The 13,556-nt window shown below is 69.8% G+C and carries 13 protein-coding genes; 6 read left to right on the top strand and 7 right to left on the bottom strand.

The window, feature by feature from the left end:
* Positions 1–456 precede the first annotated feature (456 nt).
* Positions 457–1,527 (bottom strand): S1 family peptidase, encoded by a 1,071-nt coding sequence (locus tag ACWGIC_RS42395; protein ID WP_452081595.1) that lies wholly within the window; start codon positions 1,525–1,527, stop codon positions 457–459.
* A gap of 449 nt (positions 1,528–1,976) precedes the next feature.
* Here ACWGIC_RS42395 and ACWGIC_RS42400 point away from each other — a divergent pair, with 449 nt between their 5' ends.
* Together ACWGIC_RS42400 and ACWGIC_RS42405 are read left to right on the top strand one after the other, a co-directional pair.
* Positions 1,977–2,672, top strand: a complete 696-nt coding sequence (locus ACWGIC_RS42400) for a S1 family peptidase (protein ID WP_452081596.1) — start codon at positions 1,977–1,979, stop codon at positions 2,670–2,672.
* A 37-nt stretch (positions 2,673–2,709) separates the two neighbouring features.
* On the top strand, positions 2,710–3,246 hold the full coding sequence (locus tag ACWGIC_RS42405; protein WP_452081597.1) for a snapalysin family zinc-dependent metalloprotease: 537 nt from the start codon (positions 2,710–2,712) through the stop codon (positions 3,244–3,246).
* 51 nt (positions 3,247–3,297) lie between these two features.
* Here ACWGIC_RS42405 and ACWGIC_RS42410 read toward each other — a convergent pair whose 3' ends face one another.
* The 6 genes from ACWGIC_RS42410 to ACWGIC_RS42435 all read right to left on the bottom strand — a co-directional run bounded on the left by ACWGIC_RS42410 (position 3,298) and on the right by ACWGIC_RS42435 (position 9,697).
* Positions 3,298–4,695, bottom strand: coding sequence for a family 2B encapsulin nanocompartment shell protein (locus ACWGIC_RS42410; protein WP_452081607.1), 1,398 nt, complete (start codon positions 4,693–4,695; stop codon positions 3,298–3,300).
* On the bottom strand, positions 4,692–6,107 hold the full coding sequence (locus ACWGIC_RS42415; protein WP_452081598.1) for a family 2B encapsulin nanocompartment shell protein: 1,416 nt from the start codon (positions 6,105–6,107) through the stop codon (positions 4,692–4,694). Before ACWGIC_RS42415 ends, ACWGIC_RS42410 begins: the two co-directional genes overlap by 4 nt.
* Before the next feature lie 51 nt (positions 6,108–6,158).
* Positions 6,159–7,271 (bottom strand): family 2 encapsulin nanocompartment cargo protein terpene cyclase, encoded by a 1,113-nt coding sequence (locus ACWGIC_RS42420; protein ID WP_452081599.1) that lies wholly within the window; start codon positions 7,269–7,271, stop codon positions 6,159–6,161.
* A gap of 14 nt (positions 7,272–7,285) precedes the next feature.
* Positions 7,286–8,137, bottom strand: a complete 852-nt coding sequence (locus ACWGIC_RS42425; RefSeq protein ID WP_452081600.1) for a geranyl diphosphate 2-C-methyltransferase — start codon at positions 8,135–8,137, stop codon at positions 7,286–7,288.
* Between the two features lie 400 nt (positions 8,138–8,537).
* Complete coding sequence (locus ACWGIC_RS42430) at positions 8,538–8,867, bottom strand: DMT family transporter (protein WP_452081601.1); 330 nt, start codon at positions 8,865–8,867, stop codon at positions 8,538–8,540.
* Complete coding sequence (locus ACWGIC_RS42435; protein WP_452081602.1) at positions 8,864–9,697, bottom strand: aldo/keto reductase; 834 nt, start codon at positions 9,695–9,697, stop codon at positions 8,864–8,866. The genes ACWGIC_RS42430 and ACWGIC_RS42435 overlap by 4 nt, the downstream gene beginning before the upstream one ends.
* Positions 9,698–9,736: 39 nt before the next feature.
* Between ACWGIC_RS42435 and ACWGIC_RS42440 the strand changes: the two genes are divergently transcribed.
* The 4 genes from ACWGIC_RS42440 (at position 9,737) to ACWGIC_RS42455 (ending at position 13,522) form a co-directional block, all read left to right on the top strand.
* Positions 9,737–10,354 (top strand): TetR/AcrR family transcriptional regulator, encoded by a 618-nt coding sequence (locus ACWGIC_RS42440; protein WP_452081603.1) that lies wholly within the window; start codon positions 9,737–9,739, stop codon positions 10,352–10,354.
* Between the two features lie 177 nt (positions 10,355–10,531).
* Entirely contained in the window at positions 10,532–10,915 is a 384-nt protein-coding gene (locus ACWGIC_RS42445; protein WP_452081604.1) for a hypothetical protein, read from the top strand.
* A 102-nt stretch (positions 10,916–11,017) separates the two neighbouring features.
* Positions 11,018–11,602: a hypothetical protein gene (locus tag ACWGIC_RS42450; protein ID WP_452081605.1), complete on the top strand. Its 585-nt coding sequence runs from the start codon at positions 11,018–11,020 to the stop codon at positions 11,600–11,602.
* Between the two features lie 93 nt (positions 11,603–11,695).
* A complete protein-coding gene (locus ACWGIC_RS42455) occupies positions 11,696–13,522 on the top strand; it encodes an amino acid adenylation domain-containing protein (protein WP_452081606.1) in 1,827 nt (608 codons plus the stop codon).
* Positions 13,523–13,556 lie beyond the last annotated feature (34 nt).

Below are 13,556 nucleotides of genomic sequence, written 5' to 3' on the forward strand. Positions count from 1 at the left end.
TGTCAAGGCAGGAAAGATGCCTTGACAAGCACCCCCGCGCCGCGTTTTTGGCTTCGTATCGGGGTGCGGGGGAGTGTGGCTGCCTTGGTGGGTTGGGGAGCGCGGGTGCGGTTGGGCAGGTGGGCGCGGGGCTCTTGTCTGGTGGAGAGTTAGGGAGCGCGGCTGCGGTTGGGGTGGTGGGGCGCGGGGTTTGGGTGGTTAGTGGGGTGGGTTCGCTGGTGGCGGGTGGGTGACAGGTGAGGGCTAGCGGCCCCAATGTGGCATTGGGTGCGTGGGACGCACCGAACGCCACATTGGGTGCATCGGCGGCGGTGCGGGGGCGGGCCGTGAAGGGCTCCTTGAGGGAATTTAGGTCCGTGAAGGGGCCCCTCACGGCCGCCGGATGGACGTGAGGGGAACCCGAGGGAATCAGAGTCCCTCAGGGTTCCCCTCACGGAAAGACGGAACCGAAGAGCCTTACGGCAGAACCAATCCGTAGGCGCTCAGTGCGGCGGGAACCGGCTGGAAGAAGGTTTCTCCGCCGGAGTTGCAGTCTCCGCTGCCGCCGGAGGTGAGGCCCAGTGCGGTGGCTCCGTCGAAGAGCGAGCCGCCGCTGTCGCCGGGTTCGGCGCAGACCGTGGTGTCGATCAGGCCGCTCACGCTGCCTTCCTGGTAGTTCACCGTGGCGTCCAGCGCGGTGACCTGGCCGTCGTGCACGCCGGTGGTCGAGCCGCTGCGGGTGACGGTTTCGCCGACTGTCGCGTCGCCGGCGGCGGTGATCTGCTGGCCGGTGTTCACGGCGCTCGGGGCGTCGACGCCGGCGTCGTAGGTGGCGTACGAATAGTCAGTGCCGGGGAAGTTCGCGCCGGACGTGCTGGCGATGTGCTGCGAGTTGCCCTGGTCTGCCCACCAGTCGTTGGTCGCCACGCCGCAGTGCCCGGCGGTCAGGATCGCTGCCTGGCCGCTCGAGGTGTGCACGTTGAAGCCCAGCGAGCAGCGCAGGCCCTGGCCCCAGATCGCGTCGCCGCCGCTGATCAGCGGGCGCAGTTTGCCTTTCGTCTGGGCGAAACGGGCCTTGTCGCCGAAGCGGTGCACGGCGTTGGTCACCTGGGAGAGCTTCGCTCCGGTGACCGTCGAATCGGCGGTGACGAGCACCTGGCCGGTTCGCGGGTCGACGCGCCACGCGGTGCCGGGGACGCTGGCCGAGCGGGCCAGGTCCGCGGTGACGGCTTTCAGTTGCGAGGCACGGTATTTCACGAACTTCGGCGTCGCGCCCGCCGCGCGGACCTGGTCGGCGGCGGCCTGGTCGGTGACGGTGACCGTCAGGCTGGAACTGTGCTGGTCGTAGTACGAGCCTACGGTGCGGTCGCCGAGCGACTTCGCGATGCTGGCGGACATGGCGGTCGCGGCTCTCGCGTTCAGCGGCGCCGTCGAGGGCTGGGCGGCCGCGGCGCCCGAGGCGGCGAAAACTGATCCAGCGGCCAGAACCGCCGCGGCGAAGGCGATACCGCCGCGTCCGCCGAGTCTTTGACTGAGTGCTGGGATCATGCACATCTCCGTTTCTTGCGAATAGGACGATGGCGCACCGCGGTCAGCTAAAGCGGGCGCAATTCGCAGTTTAGGGATCCTTGGCAATCGCTTATACCCACGAAAGTCGCGAATCCGGTTCGGCTTTGCTGTTCAGTGGTGCGCGCCGTCCGCTGAACGGAAGTGCGTTCTTCCCCGCATCCTCTCCATTAGCGGCTCGTTGAACAGCGAAGACGCCGAACCGGAACGACATATTCCGCGTTCGGTTCATCCCGGTAATCGAGGTTCGTGCCGTCGCGCACGGTTCGGCGTCCGCGGCGTATCCCTCCTTTCGACGGTGTTCGCGCTCCGGCGGCCCTGGGACTCTGTGGTTTCCGTCGCGGGCCCGGCGCCCGCGAAGTCCCGGCCGTATCCCCGGCCGAACTCCACTCCCGCGATTGGCGGGAATGGCTGCTATGGAAGGGAAAGCGATGCGGAAAATCATGCTGACGGTGATGGGCGCGGCAGCCCTGCTGTTCGGGGTCGCCGCACCGGCGGTCGCGGCGCAGCCGGCCATCATCGGAGGCGGCGACGCCACCGAAACCTACTCGTTCATGGTGTCCCTGGACAACGGCTGCGGCGGAAGCCTCGTCGCACCGCAGTGGATCATCACCGCGCACCACTGCGGATACGCCTCGCAGGCGCGGATCGGCTCCACTGACATCAACTCCGGCGAAGTCGGCCAGATCGACAACGTGACCACCAACCCGGGCACCGACCTCACCATGATGCACCTGAGCCAGCCCGCCCAGTCCGCGCCGGTCGCGATGGCGCAGAGCAACCCGTCGCCGGGAACGGGCGCGCGGCTGCTCGGCTGGGGCTGCACGAGCTGGCCGAACTGCCAGACGCCGCAAACCCTGCAGCAGATCGACCTTCAGGTCCTCGACAGCAGCGCGTGCGCGGAAGGCGGCGGCGGGTCCGGCGACGTCTGCATCTCCGGCGACTACTCGCATTCCGCGTGCCACGGCGATTCGGGCGGCCCCGCGATCGTCGGCACCACCGGGAGCTGGACGCTGGTAGGCGAAACCCACGGCCCCGGCGACAACGGCGGCGAATGCGCCACCAGCACCCTCTACACCGGCATCGCCCAGTACTCGTCCTGGATCCAGCAGCAGATCGGAAGCTGACCCCGACCCGGAAAACCTCGTGCGGAGAGGAAAAACCATGACCCTGCAACGCTTTGGCCGGATGGCCGCCTGCGCGGCCGCCGCGCTGGTGCTGCCGCTGACCGGCGCCGGGGCGGCGACCGCCGCGCCGCTGGACGCGGTGGAGCTGTACTACGACGCCAGCGGCCTGCCCGACTACCAGGCCGAGGCCACCCAGGCCGCGGCGAACTGGAACAACTCGGTGCACAACGTCCACCTCAACAGCGGCGGCGCCGCGACCATCGTCATGCACGAGACCACCGGCGGCGGTTCCTACACCCAGACCGACGGGCACGGCACCGGCGACATCTACATCGACACCCAGCAGGTCGCCGAAGGCAACGACCCGACCCGGATCATCGCCCACGAGATCGGCCACAACCTCGGCCTTCCCGACCACTACGAGGGACCCTGCTCGGAGCTGATGTCCGGGCACGGCCCGGGAATCACGTGCAAGAACGCGATGCCCGACGCCCAGGAATCCGCACAGGTGGAGGCGAACTTCGCCAACGGGTTCGTGACCGTCCGCCTGCCGGACAAGCACATCTACCGCTGATCCGCCGGAGTTCGCCGGAAGCGCACGGCTTCCGGCGGACTCCGCCGCGGCTCAGGCCCGGGCGACCTCGACGTCGTCCAGGACCCCCAGCGCGTCCGGCACGAGGACCGCGACGGAGTGATAAGCACTGACCAAATAGGACGAAACAGCGCGGTCGTTGATGCCCATGAACCGCACGTTCAATCCCGGCTGGTATTCGTCGGCGAGGGATTTCGGCCGCAATCCGATGACGCCCGCGTCGTCCTCCCCGGTGCGCATTGCGAGCACTGACGTGGTGCCCGCTTCGCTGACCGGGATTTTGTCGCACGGCAGGATCGGCACCCCGCGCCACGCGGTGACGCGTTTCCCGTCCACCACGACCGGCTCCGGATAAACCCCGGCCCTCGTGCATTCGCGCCCGATCGCCGCGATCGCCCGCGGATGCGCGAGGAACAAGCGCGTTTTGCGCCGGCGGCAGAGCAGTTCGTCCAGATCGCCCGGCGTCGGCGGACCGGTGCGGGTGGTGATCCGGCATTTGAGGTCGGCATTGTGCAGCAGCCCGAAATCCGGGTTGTTGAGCAGTTCGTGTTCCTGCCGTTCCCGCAGCGCCTCGACAGTGAGCCGCAATTGCTGTTCGAGCTGGTTCATCGGGTCGTTGTACAGGTCGGCGACCCGGTTGTGCACCCGCAGGACCGTCTGCGCCACGGCGAGGTCGTACTCGCGCGGCGAGGGTTCGTAGTCGACGTAGGTGCCGGAGAGGACCGGTTCGCCGTCGTGGCCGGCGGACAGGTCGATGTTCGCTTCCCCCTTGCGGTTCTGCGGTTTCCGCGGCCGGGACGCGGCCCGCGCCACGTGCGCGCGCAGCGAATCGAGCCTGCCGTTGAGCCGGGCGTACGACCCGGCGGGCAGCGCCAGCGCGACCACCCTGGTGGCGGCGCGCGCGGTGAAACCCCAGGTGGCGTCGTCCCCGGCGAGGAGTTCGCCGCCGAAATGGTCGCCGTCGGTGCTGGTGCCCAGAAGGGTTTCCGCGCCGTACTGCCCCTCGCCGTGCCGGGTGACCTTGCCGTGCACCACGAGCACGAGCTGGTTCAGCGGTTCCCCGGCGGTGACGAGCGTGCTGCCCGCCTCGTACTCGCGCTGTTCGAACGCGTCGGCCAGCGCGCCGAGCGCGGTTTCGTCGCCGAAGCCGTGCAGCAGCTCGATTTCGCCGAGCTCGGCGGGGACGACCCGCACCTGCGCTCCGGTCTGGAAGAAGCTCAGCTTGCCGTCGCCGACGGTGTAGGTGAGCCGCCGGTTGACCCGGTAGCTGCCGCCGGGCACCTCGACCCACGGCAGCTGCGACAGCAGCCACCGCGGGGTGATCGAGCGCATCTGCGGCCGCGATTTGGTGGTCGTGGCGAGGGTGCGGGCCGCCTTGACGCCGAGGGAAAGCTGCTGCTCCTGCTGTTCCGTGACGGGCACCGGGCTCAGCCCTCCCGGCCGATTTCGGCGGCTTCCAGCACGGCGAGCGCGTCGGGCACGAGGACGGCGGCGGAATAGTAGGCCGAGACCAGGTAGGACAGGATGGCCTGCTCGCTGATGCCCATGAACCGCACGTTGAGGCCCGGCTGGTACTCGTCCGGCAGCCCGGTCTGGTGCAGCCCGACCACGCCCTGGGCCTGCTCGCCGGTCCGCATCAGCAGCACCGAGCTGGTTTGGGTCTCGGTGACCGGGATCTTGTTGCACGGCAGGATCGGCACGCCGCGCCACGAGGGCACCTGGTGGCCGCCGAGGTCGGCCGAGCCGGGGTAGATCCCCGCCTTGCTGCATTCCCGCCCGAACGCGGCGATCGTCTTCGGATGCGCCAGGAAGAACCCGGGGTCTTTCCAGACCAGCGAGAGCAGCTCGTCGAAGTCGTCCGGTGTCGGCGGGCCGGTGCGGGTGGGCACCCGCTGGTCGAATTCGGCGTTGTGCAGCAGGCCGAAATCGGGGTTGTTGACCAGTTCGTGCTCTTGCCGTTCCCGCAGCGCCTCGACGGTGAGCCGCAACTGCTGCTCGGTCTGGTTCATCGGTTCGCTGTAGAGGTCGGCGACCCGGCTGTGGACCCGCAGCACGGTCTGCGCCACGCTCAGCTCGTATTCGCGCGGGGAGGTGTCGTAGTCGACGAAGGTGCCCGGCAGCTGGGGTTCGCCGTCGTGCCCGGCGGAAAGGGCGATCTCGGCTTCGCCGTGTTCGTTGCGGGCCGCGGAACCGCCCTCGACGAAGGCGTCGAGGTGCGCGCGCAGCGTTTCCGAGCGGTTCAGCACGCCTTCGAATTCCTGGCGCGACAACGACAGCACGGTCACCGCGGTGACCGCCTTCGTGGTGAACTCCCAGATCCCGTCCGAGCTGGTGAGCACGTTCTCGCCGAAGTAGTCGCCGTCCACGAGCGTGCCGAGCACGGTCTGGTCGCCGTAGGCTCCGACGCCCGCCTTCGTGATCTTGCCGTGCGCGACGAGGAACACCTGGTCGGCGCGGCTGCCGAATTCGGCCAGCACGTCGCCCGGCTGGTACTCGCGCTGTTCGAACCGGCCGGCGAGCTCGTTCAGCGCGGCCTCGTCGTCGAATCCGCGCAGCGGCGCGAGCTCGCCGAGTTCGGCCGGGATGACCCGGACCTCGGAGCCGCTGGTCGCGAACGTGACCCGGCCGTCGCCGACGGTGTAGGACAGCCGCCGGTTGACGCGGTACGTGCCCGCGGACACCTCGACCCACGGCAGCACCTTCAGCAGCCACCGCGAGCTGATGCTCTGCATCTGCGGCACGGACTTCGTGGTCGTGGCCAGCTGCCGCGCCGCTGCGCGGCCTAGGCTCAAGGGTTCGGAGTCTTCCACGTCCGCGGAGTCGACCGGATCGGTGACAGTCACAGCGAAACCACCTTGTCTGGGTAGCGAAAGCCTGGGATCAGGGTTGTGGGGTCAGGATCGGTAGCGAGGGTTCGTGGCGTGCCATTCGAAGCCGCCGCCCATCCAGTCGCGGACGCCGGCGAGGAAGCGCTGCAGCTCCGGCGACGGGATCCCGAGCAGGGCCCGGTGCCCCTCCTCGAACTCGTGCACGATCCGGTTGTGCAGCGCGACCGTGGTCTCGACCGCCTCGGAGACCGGGCAGCCCCGGTCGGCGGCGATCTGGAGCACCATGTTGCAGACCGGGTTCTCGTCGGCCGCGTCCTTGGCCACCGAATGGAGGTCGTTGACCAGCACCGTGGCGGTTCCCGCGCGCATCATCGCCTCCCGCACGCGCGGGTCGTAGTAGAACGGCGCGGGCAGTTCGTACCCGCCGACGGCGTCGATGAGGGTCATCGAGGTGTAGAAACTGTCGTGCTGGCGGGCGGCCAGGTACTCCCAGGCCGGGGGATAGCGGCCGGTGTGGCGCCACGCGGCGTAGGCGCCCCAGCTGACGAACATCGCGAAGGTCGAGTAGCACACCCTCTGGACCAGCACCGGCGAACCGTGCCTGCCGAGGTGGTCGACCGCCGAGCGGAACCCGACCCGGATCGGGTCGGCCCGCAGCGCCTCCTCCAGCGGCTCGGAGAACTCGCCGGCGGGAGCGACCGGGTCCATCGCGGCCATCACCAGCGCCAGCCGCGGCGGGAGTTCGGTCGGCGACGCGCCGAGGGCGCTGTCGTCGGCGTAATAGTCGTCGGCCGCCCACCACACCGCGTTGAGCTGCGCGGCGATCAGCAGCCGGTCGGGGTCGGAGGAGTCCGGGTGGGCGAGCATCACGAGCCTGCCGAATCCGGCCTGTGCGATCTGGTCCAGCCCTTCGCCTTCGAACCCGCAATCCCGCGCCCACGCGACGAGCCTCCGGTCCACCTCCTCGGCGAGCGTGTCGTCCTCCCGCCGCACGGCCGGGCAGTACAGCGGCGATGCGCTGCCGTCGCCCCATTCCCGCTCCGCGTATGCCGGATCCTGCCCGCCCGGCGGCGCGAACTGCGCCGCGATCCGCGCCGCCGACGTCCCCAGCCCGACCGGGCCGGTCCACGGCGAGGACGGGCCCGCGAGGTCCGGGCGGACCGCTGCGATTCCGGACATGTCGGCCCGCCCGGTCAGACGCGGTCGGCGGCGATGAGCAGGTAGTGGAAGCTGCCCTCGCGATAGGCGGTCAGGAACGGCCCTTCGATGCCGGTCGCGACGGACGACTGCTCGCGCAGCTCCCAGTACGGGATCGTCGCCTCGGTCAGGTCCACCACGTTGATCGGGACGAATCCGTTGGCGGTCAACGCTTTGAAATAGTCGCCGCGGGAATGGATATTGCAGATGTAATGCTGGTCGATCTGGCTCACCGCGCGCGAACGCCCGCCGGTCAGGTCGTTGTAGCAGCCGGTGATCGTGACGAATCGGCCGCCCGGCGCGAGCTGCCGCGCGTGTTCGGCGAACAGCTCGTGCAGATCGACGTACATCGTGCTTTCGTTGTTCCAGATCCCGGCGAAATCGCCGCTTTCGAATCCGGTTTCCAGCATGTTCCGGAGATGGAATCGCACCGCGCCGTCGATTCCGCGCAACCGGGCCTGTTCGTTGGCGAATTCGACCTGCTGCTCGGAAATGGAGATCCCGTCCACCCGGCAGCCGAACCGCTGATGCGCCTGCACGCTCGTGCCGCCGCGGCCGCAGCCGGCGTCGAGCAGCCGGTCGGCGGGCTCGATGTCGCCGAGGTGCTGCAACAGGAACTGCGACTGCGCGGTCTCCAGCCGGTGCATCTCGGCGATGATCGCCTTGTCCCGCGCTTCTCCCTGTCCGGTCAGGACGGACGGATCGTAGTCGCCGATGCCGTAATGGTGGTGGTAAAGCCCGTCGACGTCGCCGAGGCGCAGATTGACCGGATCCTTTTCGGCGTTCCAGTAGTCGGCGACCGACTGCTGATACGCGGTGCGGGCAACCGGACGGGCAACAGACGTCATCATGTACTCCCTTTTCGGAAACGCGATTTCCGATCGGCGCGCGGTGAACTGTGCCGGTGCGCGCCCGGGCTGGGCGAATCGCTCGGCTTTTCTCCCTCTGCGCACGAGGCTAGCGAGGATTCTTTTCCGCGGACAAGACGATTCGCGGGAATTCACTCGCGGGCTGGCGGGAGCCGTCCGGCGTGCCTCTTCTGGCCTAGGAGGGCACTCTTGCGGGGTGTTCGGCCGCCGGTCGCCGGGGCACGATCGATGCTCCCGCGGACACGGGCGGATGACGGCGGGCAACAGCCTGTGGGCGATCCTGGCAGACGGGTGACGCCCGATGAGCCGAAACGGTTCCAGAGGGTGGAACTCCGGCCGGTCCCGGGCCGTAAGGGAGGCGCCGGGACCGGCTCGGACGTCACGCGGTCCGCGAAGTCAGCTGGAGCAGGACGACACCTCCGACGATCAGCGCGAGCGCGAGGATTCGCGGAGGGCTCACCGGTTCGCGGAGCCAGAAGATCCCGACGACAGCCGTGCCGACCGCGCCGATCCCGACGAACACCGCGTACGCCGTCCCGACCGGAACGTGCTTCATGCCGAGGTTCAGCACGTACAGCACGAGGACGGTGAGCGCGCCGCAGACGAGCGACGGGACAAGTTTGGTGAAGCCGTCGGTGAGGCGGATGCTGTGCGCCCAGGCGATTTCGAGCAGTCCGGCCGCGATGACGGCGATCCAGCCCATCGTCATGCCTCGCCGAGCGCGAGCCGCACGTCGGACGGCAGGGCCAGTTCCTGCGCGGCGACCAGATCGGCGACGTGGCCGGGATCGCTCGTGCCGGGGATGACGGCGACGTTGGGCGCGAGGTCCAGGAGCCAGGCGAGGGCGAGCGTCGCCGCCGAAACGCCAAGCCGCTCGGCGTGTTCGGCCACTGGGGACGCTGATCCGGCGAGTGCTCCGTTGCCGAGCGGGCGGAACGCCAGATACGGGATCCCGGCGGCGGTGGTGGCGTCCAGGACATCCCGGCCGCCGGCGTGCCCGACGTGGTACTCGTTCTCGACGGACGCGATGGGGGTGACCGCACGCGCCTGGTCCAGCAATTCGACGGTGACGTTCGAAACGCCGACGTGTTCGAGCAATCCTTCGTCGCGCAATTCGGCCAGTGCGCCGACGGTGTCCGCCCAAGGCACGGTGCTGTCGGGCATGAACCTGGCGTGTACCAACGGAAGCCGCTCGACGCCGAGCTGCGCGAGATTGTCCCGGACCGCTGCCTTGACCGCCTCCGGCGCGGCGTCGGCGACGAACCCGCCGTCCGGGCTGCGGCGCGCGCCGACCTTGGTCGCGATGAGCAGATCGTCCGGGTAGGGCCGGAGCGCCTCGGCGAGCAGGCGGTTCGCGACCTCGGGCCCGTAGTAGCCGGACGTGTCGATCAGCCGGACGCCCGCGTCGACGGCCGCGCGGACGGCTGCCTTGGCGCGCTCCGGATCGGCTGGCCCGCCCATCGCTTTCGGCCCGGCGAGCTGCATGGTCCCGTAGCCGATCCGGCCCACGGTGCGGCCGGCGAGCGGGAACGAGTGCATGGTGTACCCCCATTCGTCATGTGGACACTATGTCCACTTATGACTGTACTCGATCCGGACACGATGTCCAGATACAGTGACGGGGTGAACAGCAAGCCAGTCACGGAGCGGGCGGACGCCGCGGCGAACCGGCAGCGGATCCTCGCCGCGGCCGAGGACCTGTTCGCCACGCGAGGCCCGGACATCACCATGGGAGACCTGGCCGCGGCGGCGGGCGTCGGCCGCGGGACGCTGTACCGGCGCTACGACAGCGTCGCCGCGGTGGCGGTCGCGCTGCTGGACGAGCACGAACGCCGGTTGCAGGAAGCGATGCTGTCCGGGCCGCCGCCGCTCGGGCCGGGCGCCGCGCCGAGGGAGCGGCTGGTGGCGTTTTACGACGCGATGATCGATTTGCTGGAGCGGCATCTGCCGCTGGCGCTGGGCGCGGAGACCGGGGCCCGGCGGTATCAGACCGGGGCGTACGGGTTCTGGCGGGTTTTCGTGGCGGCGCAGGTTCGCGAGGCGGGATTGCGGGACGACGCGCTGCCGGACGTGCTGCTGGCTCCGCTGGCACCCGATCTGTACCAGAACCAGCGGCATGAGCGCGGGTTGTCGGTGGCGGCGGTGAAGAAGGCGTTGCACCGGCTGGCTTGGGCGCTGCCGGAGAAGGACGGCTGAGCGTGCGGGGGTGATCGGCGGTGCGCTGACGCGAATGGGCAGATCGCTATGCGCACGCGTGGCGATCGTCCGAATGCGGAGCGGGTTCGCCGGACATCTCGACACGAAGCGCTGCCCCCTGTCCGCAGAACGAGTTCGCCCCGCCCGAAACCGGCGGTGGCGGAGTAAATTCGCCGGATGAGCGGTGGTGCGCCGATGCGGATCGGCTGGCTCTGCCTCACGGCGGTCAGCGGGGGAATTCTCGGGTTCGGGATCGTGGTCCTCGTCGCGCCGCCCGCCGGGGACGCGTTGCTCTACCGCGCGGACGCGCTTGCCACGGCCGGGCTCGGGCTGTTCGGCGGGCTGATCGCGGTGGTCCCGTTCCGCGCGGGGGAGCGGTGGGCGTGGTTCGCGCTGTGGTTCTACCCGGTGTTCTGGCTGGCGCATCTGGTGTTCCGGCTGCCTCCGGGAACGGACCACGTGCATCCGGTGGTATTCGCGGTGCTGTCGCTCGCGGGCCTGCTGGTGCCGGTGCGGTCGTTCTTCCGGGCTCCGGCCGAGGGGCTGCACGCTCGCCGGTAATCCGCGATCGGCACACGGCTGTGCGGCCGCCGTGCCATCATTCCCGACGTGCCCACGAAAAAGCCCGTTGTGGCAAGGGATTCCGCACCGAGTACGGCTCCGGTGAGCGGTCGGGCGGTCGCGCTGCGTGCCGGGTGGTGCTGGCTCGCGGTGATGGTGCTCGGCGCGGTGGCGGCGGTGGGGTTCGTGAGCGCCAGTTCGGTGGCGTCCGCTGCGGGCTTGCTCGTCGGGCTCCTGCTCGCCGCTCTGGCGACGTCGGCGGTGTTCATGTTCTCCGGACGCGGCTGGTTCCTTGTCAGCGGCTTTCTGCTGACGGCGTTCTACCTGGTCTGCGTCGGGATGACGGCGGTCGGCTACGTCGCCGCGCACGGCGATCGGTATCGCGCGATCGCCGTGTCGTCCGAATGCCATCGAGTCAAGGGCGACCCTGCCTGCACCGCGCGGGTCGACCGGCCGGACGGCACGCTGCTGGTCGAGGACCTGCCGGTGACTTCGCGGATGAAAGCCGGCGAAACCGTCGTAGTCGTCGAGGACCGGGCAGGCATCGTCGCAGTGCATCGCGCGGACGCGCTGGATCCGGAGGCATTGCCGGTTGACCTGGCGTTGCTGGCGGCTTCGGCAGCGCTGCTCGCCGGAGTGTTCGGGTGGAGCGCGTGGCTCGGGCACCGGTGGCCGCTGCGACGCTGACTTCGCGGTCATGTCTGCTCGTTCGTCTCTGGCACGCGCGCGACGCCCTGGTCATGCTCCAGTCGGAACCGTTCGACGCGGGAGGACGCCTTCATGACCCTGCAGCCTGAACGCGGCGCGGACGTGCCGCTGCCCGACCTGTGCGTGCACGAGCTGTTCGCCCGGTACGCCGCCGCGGCGCCGGAGGCCACGGCTGTGCTGTACGGCGACGAACGGCTCGACTACGGCGAACTGGACCGGCGCGCCAACCAGTTCGCGCATCTGTTGCGCGCACAGGGAATCGGTCCGGAGAAGCCGGTCGCGCTGTGCCTGGAGCGCGGGACGACGCTGCTGGTGGCGATGCTCGGAATTCTCAAGGCGGGCGGCTATTACGTCCCGCTCGACCCGGGTTACCCGCCCGAGCGGCTCGCGTTCATGCTCGGCGACTCCGGCGCGGCGGTCGCGGTGGTCGAACGGGCGCTGGCGGACCGGGTCCAGGCCGCGCCGACGGTCGTGCTCGCCGACGAGGCCGACCTGAGCGGGTGGCCGGACACGCCGCCGGTCGCGAACGTGGCGCCGGACAACCTGATCTACCAGATGTACACCTCCGGTTCCACCGGCCTGCCGAAGGGCGTGCAGGTGACCCACCGCGGGGTGGTCCGGCTGGTGCACGGCTCCGGATTCGCCGATTTCGGGGCGGGAGAAGTGTTCCTGCTCCTCACGTCGTTGTGCTTCGACGTCTCGACTTTCGAATTGTGGGGCGCGCTCGCCACTGGCGCGGCGCTGGCGGTGCTGCCGCCGGGAGTGCCCACCGCGGCGTCCGTCGAGGAGGCGGTGCGCCGGTTCGGGGTGACCACGGTGTGGCTCAGCTCCGGGCTGTTCGGGCACGTGGTCGACGACCGGGTCACCGCGCTCGCCGGGGTGCGGCACGTCATCGCGGGCGGCGACGTCGTCCCGCCGGTGCAGGCGCGGCGGGTGATCGAAGAACTCGGGGCCGAGATGAGCAACGGCTACGGCCCGACTGAGTGCACTACTTTCGCGTGTGTGCACCGGGGGATGACGGTGGCTGACACCGCCGGGCCGATCCCCATCGGCAAGCCGATCGCGAATACGCACGCGTACGTCGCCGATGCCGACGGCGTGCCGGTCGCGCCGGGTGAGCGTGGCGAGCTGTTGCTAGGCGGTCCCGGTGTCGCGCGCGGCTATTTCCGCCGTCCCGCGCTGACCGCGGAACGGTTCGTTCCCGACCCGGCGGGCGGCGGCGGACGTCTCTACCGCACCGGCGACGAGGTCGCGCTCCGGCCGGACGGGGTGTTCGCCTTCTTCGGACGGCTCGACCAGCAGGTCAAGATCCGCGGCTTCCGGGTGGAGCCGGGCGAGGTGGAAGCGGCGCTCACGGCGCATCCGCTCGTGCGGTCGGCCGTGGTGGTGCCGTACGAACGCGACGGCGACCGGGTGCTCGCGGCGCACGTGGTGGCCGCCGGTTCGCGGCCTGACGCGGGGGAGCTGCGGGAGTTCCTGCTCGCCCGGGTGCCCGCGCATCTGGTGCCGTCGCTGTGGTCCTGGCTCGGCGAACTGCCGATCACCCCCAACGGCAAGGTGGATCGCGCGGCGTTGCCGGAGCCGGAGGAAGCGGGGTCGACGGAGGAGTACGTCGCGCCGCGGACCCCGGTCGAGGAGGCCGTCGCCGAGGTGTGGCGGGAATTGCTGGACCTCGAACGCGTCGGCGTGCACGACGACTTCTTCGCCGACCTGGGCGGGCATTCGCTGCTGGCGACCCGGGTGGTGGCGTTGCTGGGCGAGCGGTTCCCGGTGGAGCTGCCGGTGAGTGCCGTCTTCGAGGCGTCGACGGTGGAACTGCTGGCGGCCGAGGTGCATCGGGCGGTGGCCGAGCATGTGGCCGCACTGTCCGATGTGGACGTCGAGCACGCGCTGAGCTGAGGAACGGGCCGGGTCCGGAGGAGTTCTCCGGACC

It is taken from the genome of Amycolatopsis sp. NPDC054798, assembly GCF_053611505.1.

Coding starts and splice junctions, on each gene's coding strand:
- ACWGIC_RS42395 (WP_452081595.1), bottom strand. CDS start 1,527: ATGATCCCAGCACTCAGTCAAAGACTCGGCGGACGCGGCGGTATCGCC.
- ACWGIC_RS42400 (WP_452081596.1), top strand. CDS start 1,977: ATGCGGAAAATCATGCTGACGGTGATGGGCGCGGCAGCCCTGCTGTTC.
- ACWGIC_RS42405 (WP_452081597.1), top strand. CDS start 2,710: ATGACCCTGCAACGCTTTGGCCGGATGGCCGCCTGCGCGGCCGCCGCG.
- ACWGIC_RS42420 (WP_452081599.1), bottom strand. CDS start 7,271: ATGTCCGGAATCGCAGCGGTCCGCCCGGACCTCGCGGGCCCGTCCTCG.
- ACWGIC_RS42425 (WP_452081600.1), bottom strand. CDS start 8,137: ATGACGTCTGTTGCCCGTCCGGTTGCCCGCACCGCGTATCAGCAGTCG.
- ACWGIC_RS42430 (WP_452081601.1), bottom strand. CDS start 8,867: ATGACGATGGGCTGGATCGCCGTCATCGCGGCCGGACTGCTCGAAATC.
- ACWGIC_RS42435 (WP_452081602.1), bottom strand. CDS start 9,697: ATGCACTCGTTCCCGCTCGCCGGCCGCACCGTGGGCCGGATCGGCTAC.
- ACWGIC_RS42440 (WP_452081603.1), top strand. CDS start 9,737: ATGACTGTACTCGATCCGGACACGATGTCCAGATACAGTGACGGGGTG.
- ACWGIC_RS42445 (WP_452081604.1), top strand. CDS start 10,532: ATGAGCGGTGGTGCGCCGATGCGGATCGGCTGGCTCTGCCTCACGGCG.
- ACWGIC_RS42455 (WP_452081606.1), top strand. CDS start 11,696: ATGACCCTGCAGCCTGAACGCGGCGCGGACGTGCCGCTGCCCGACCTG.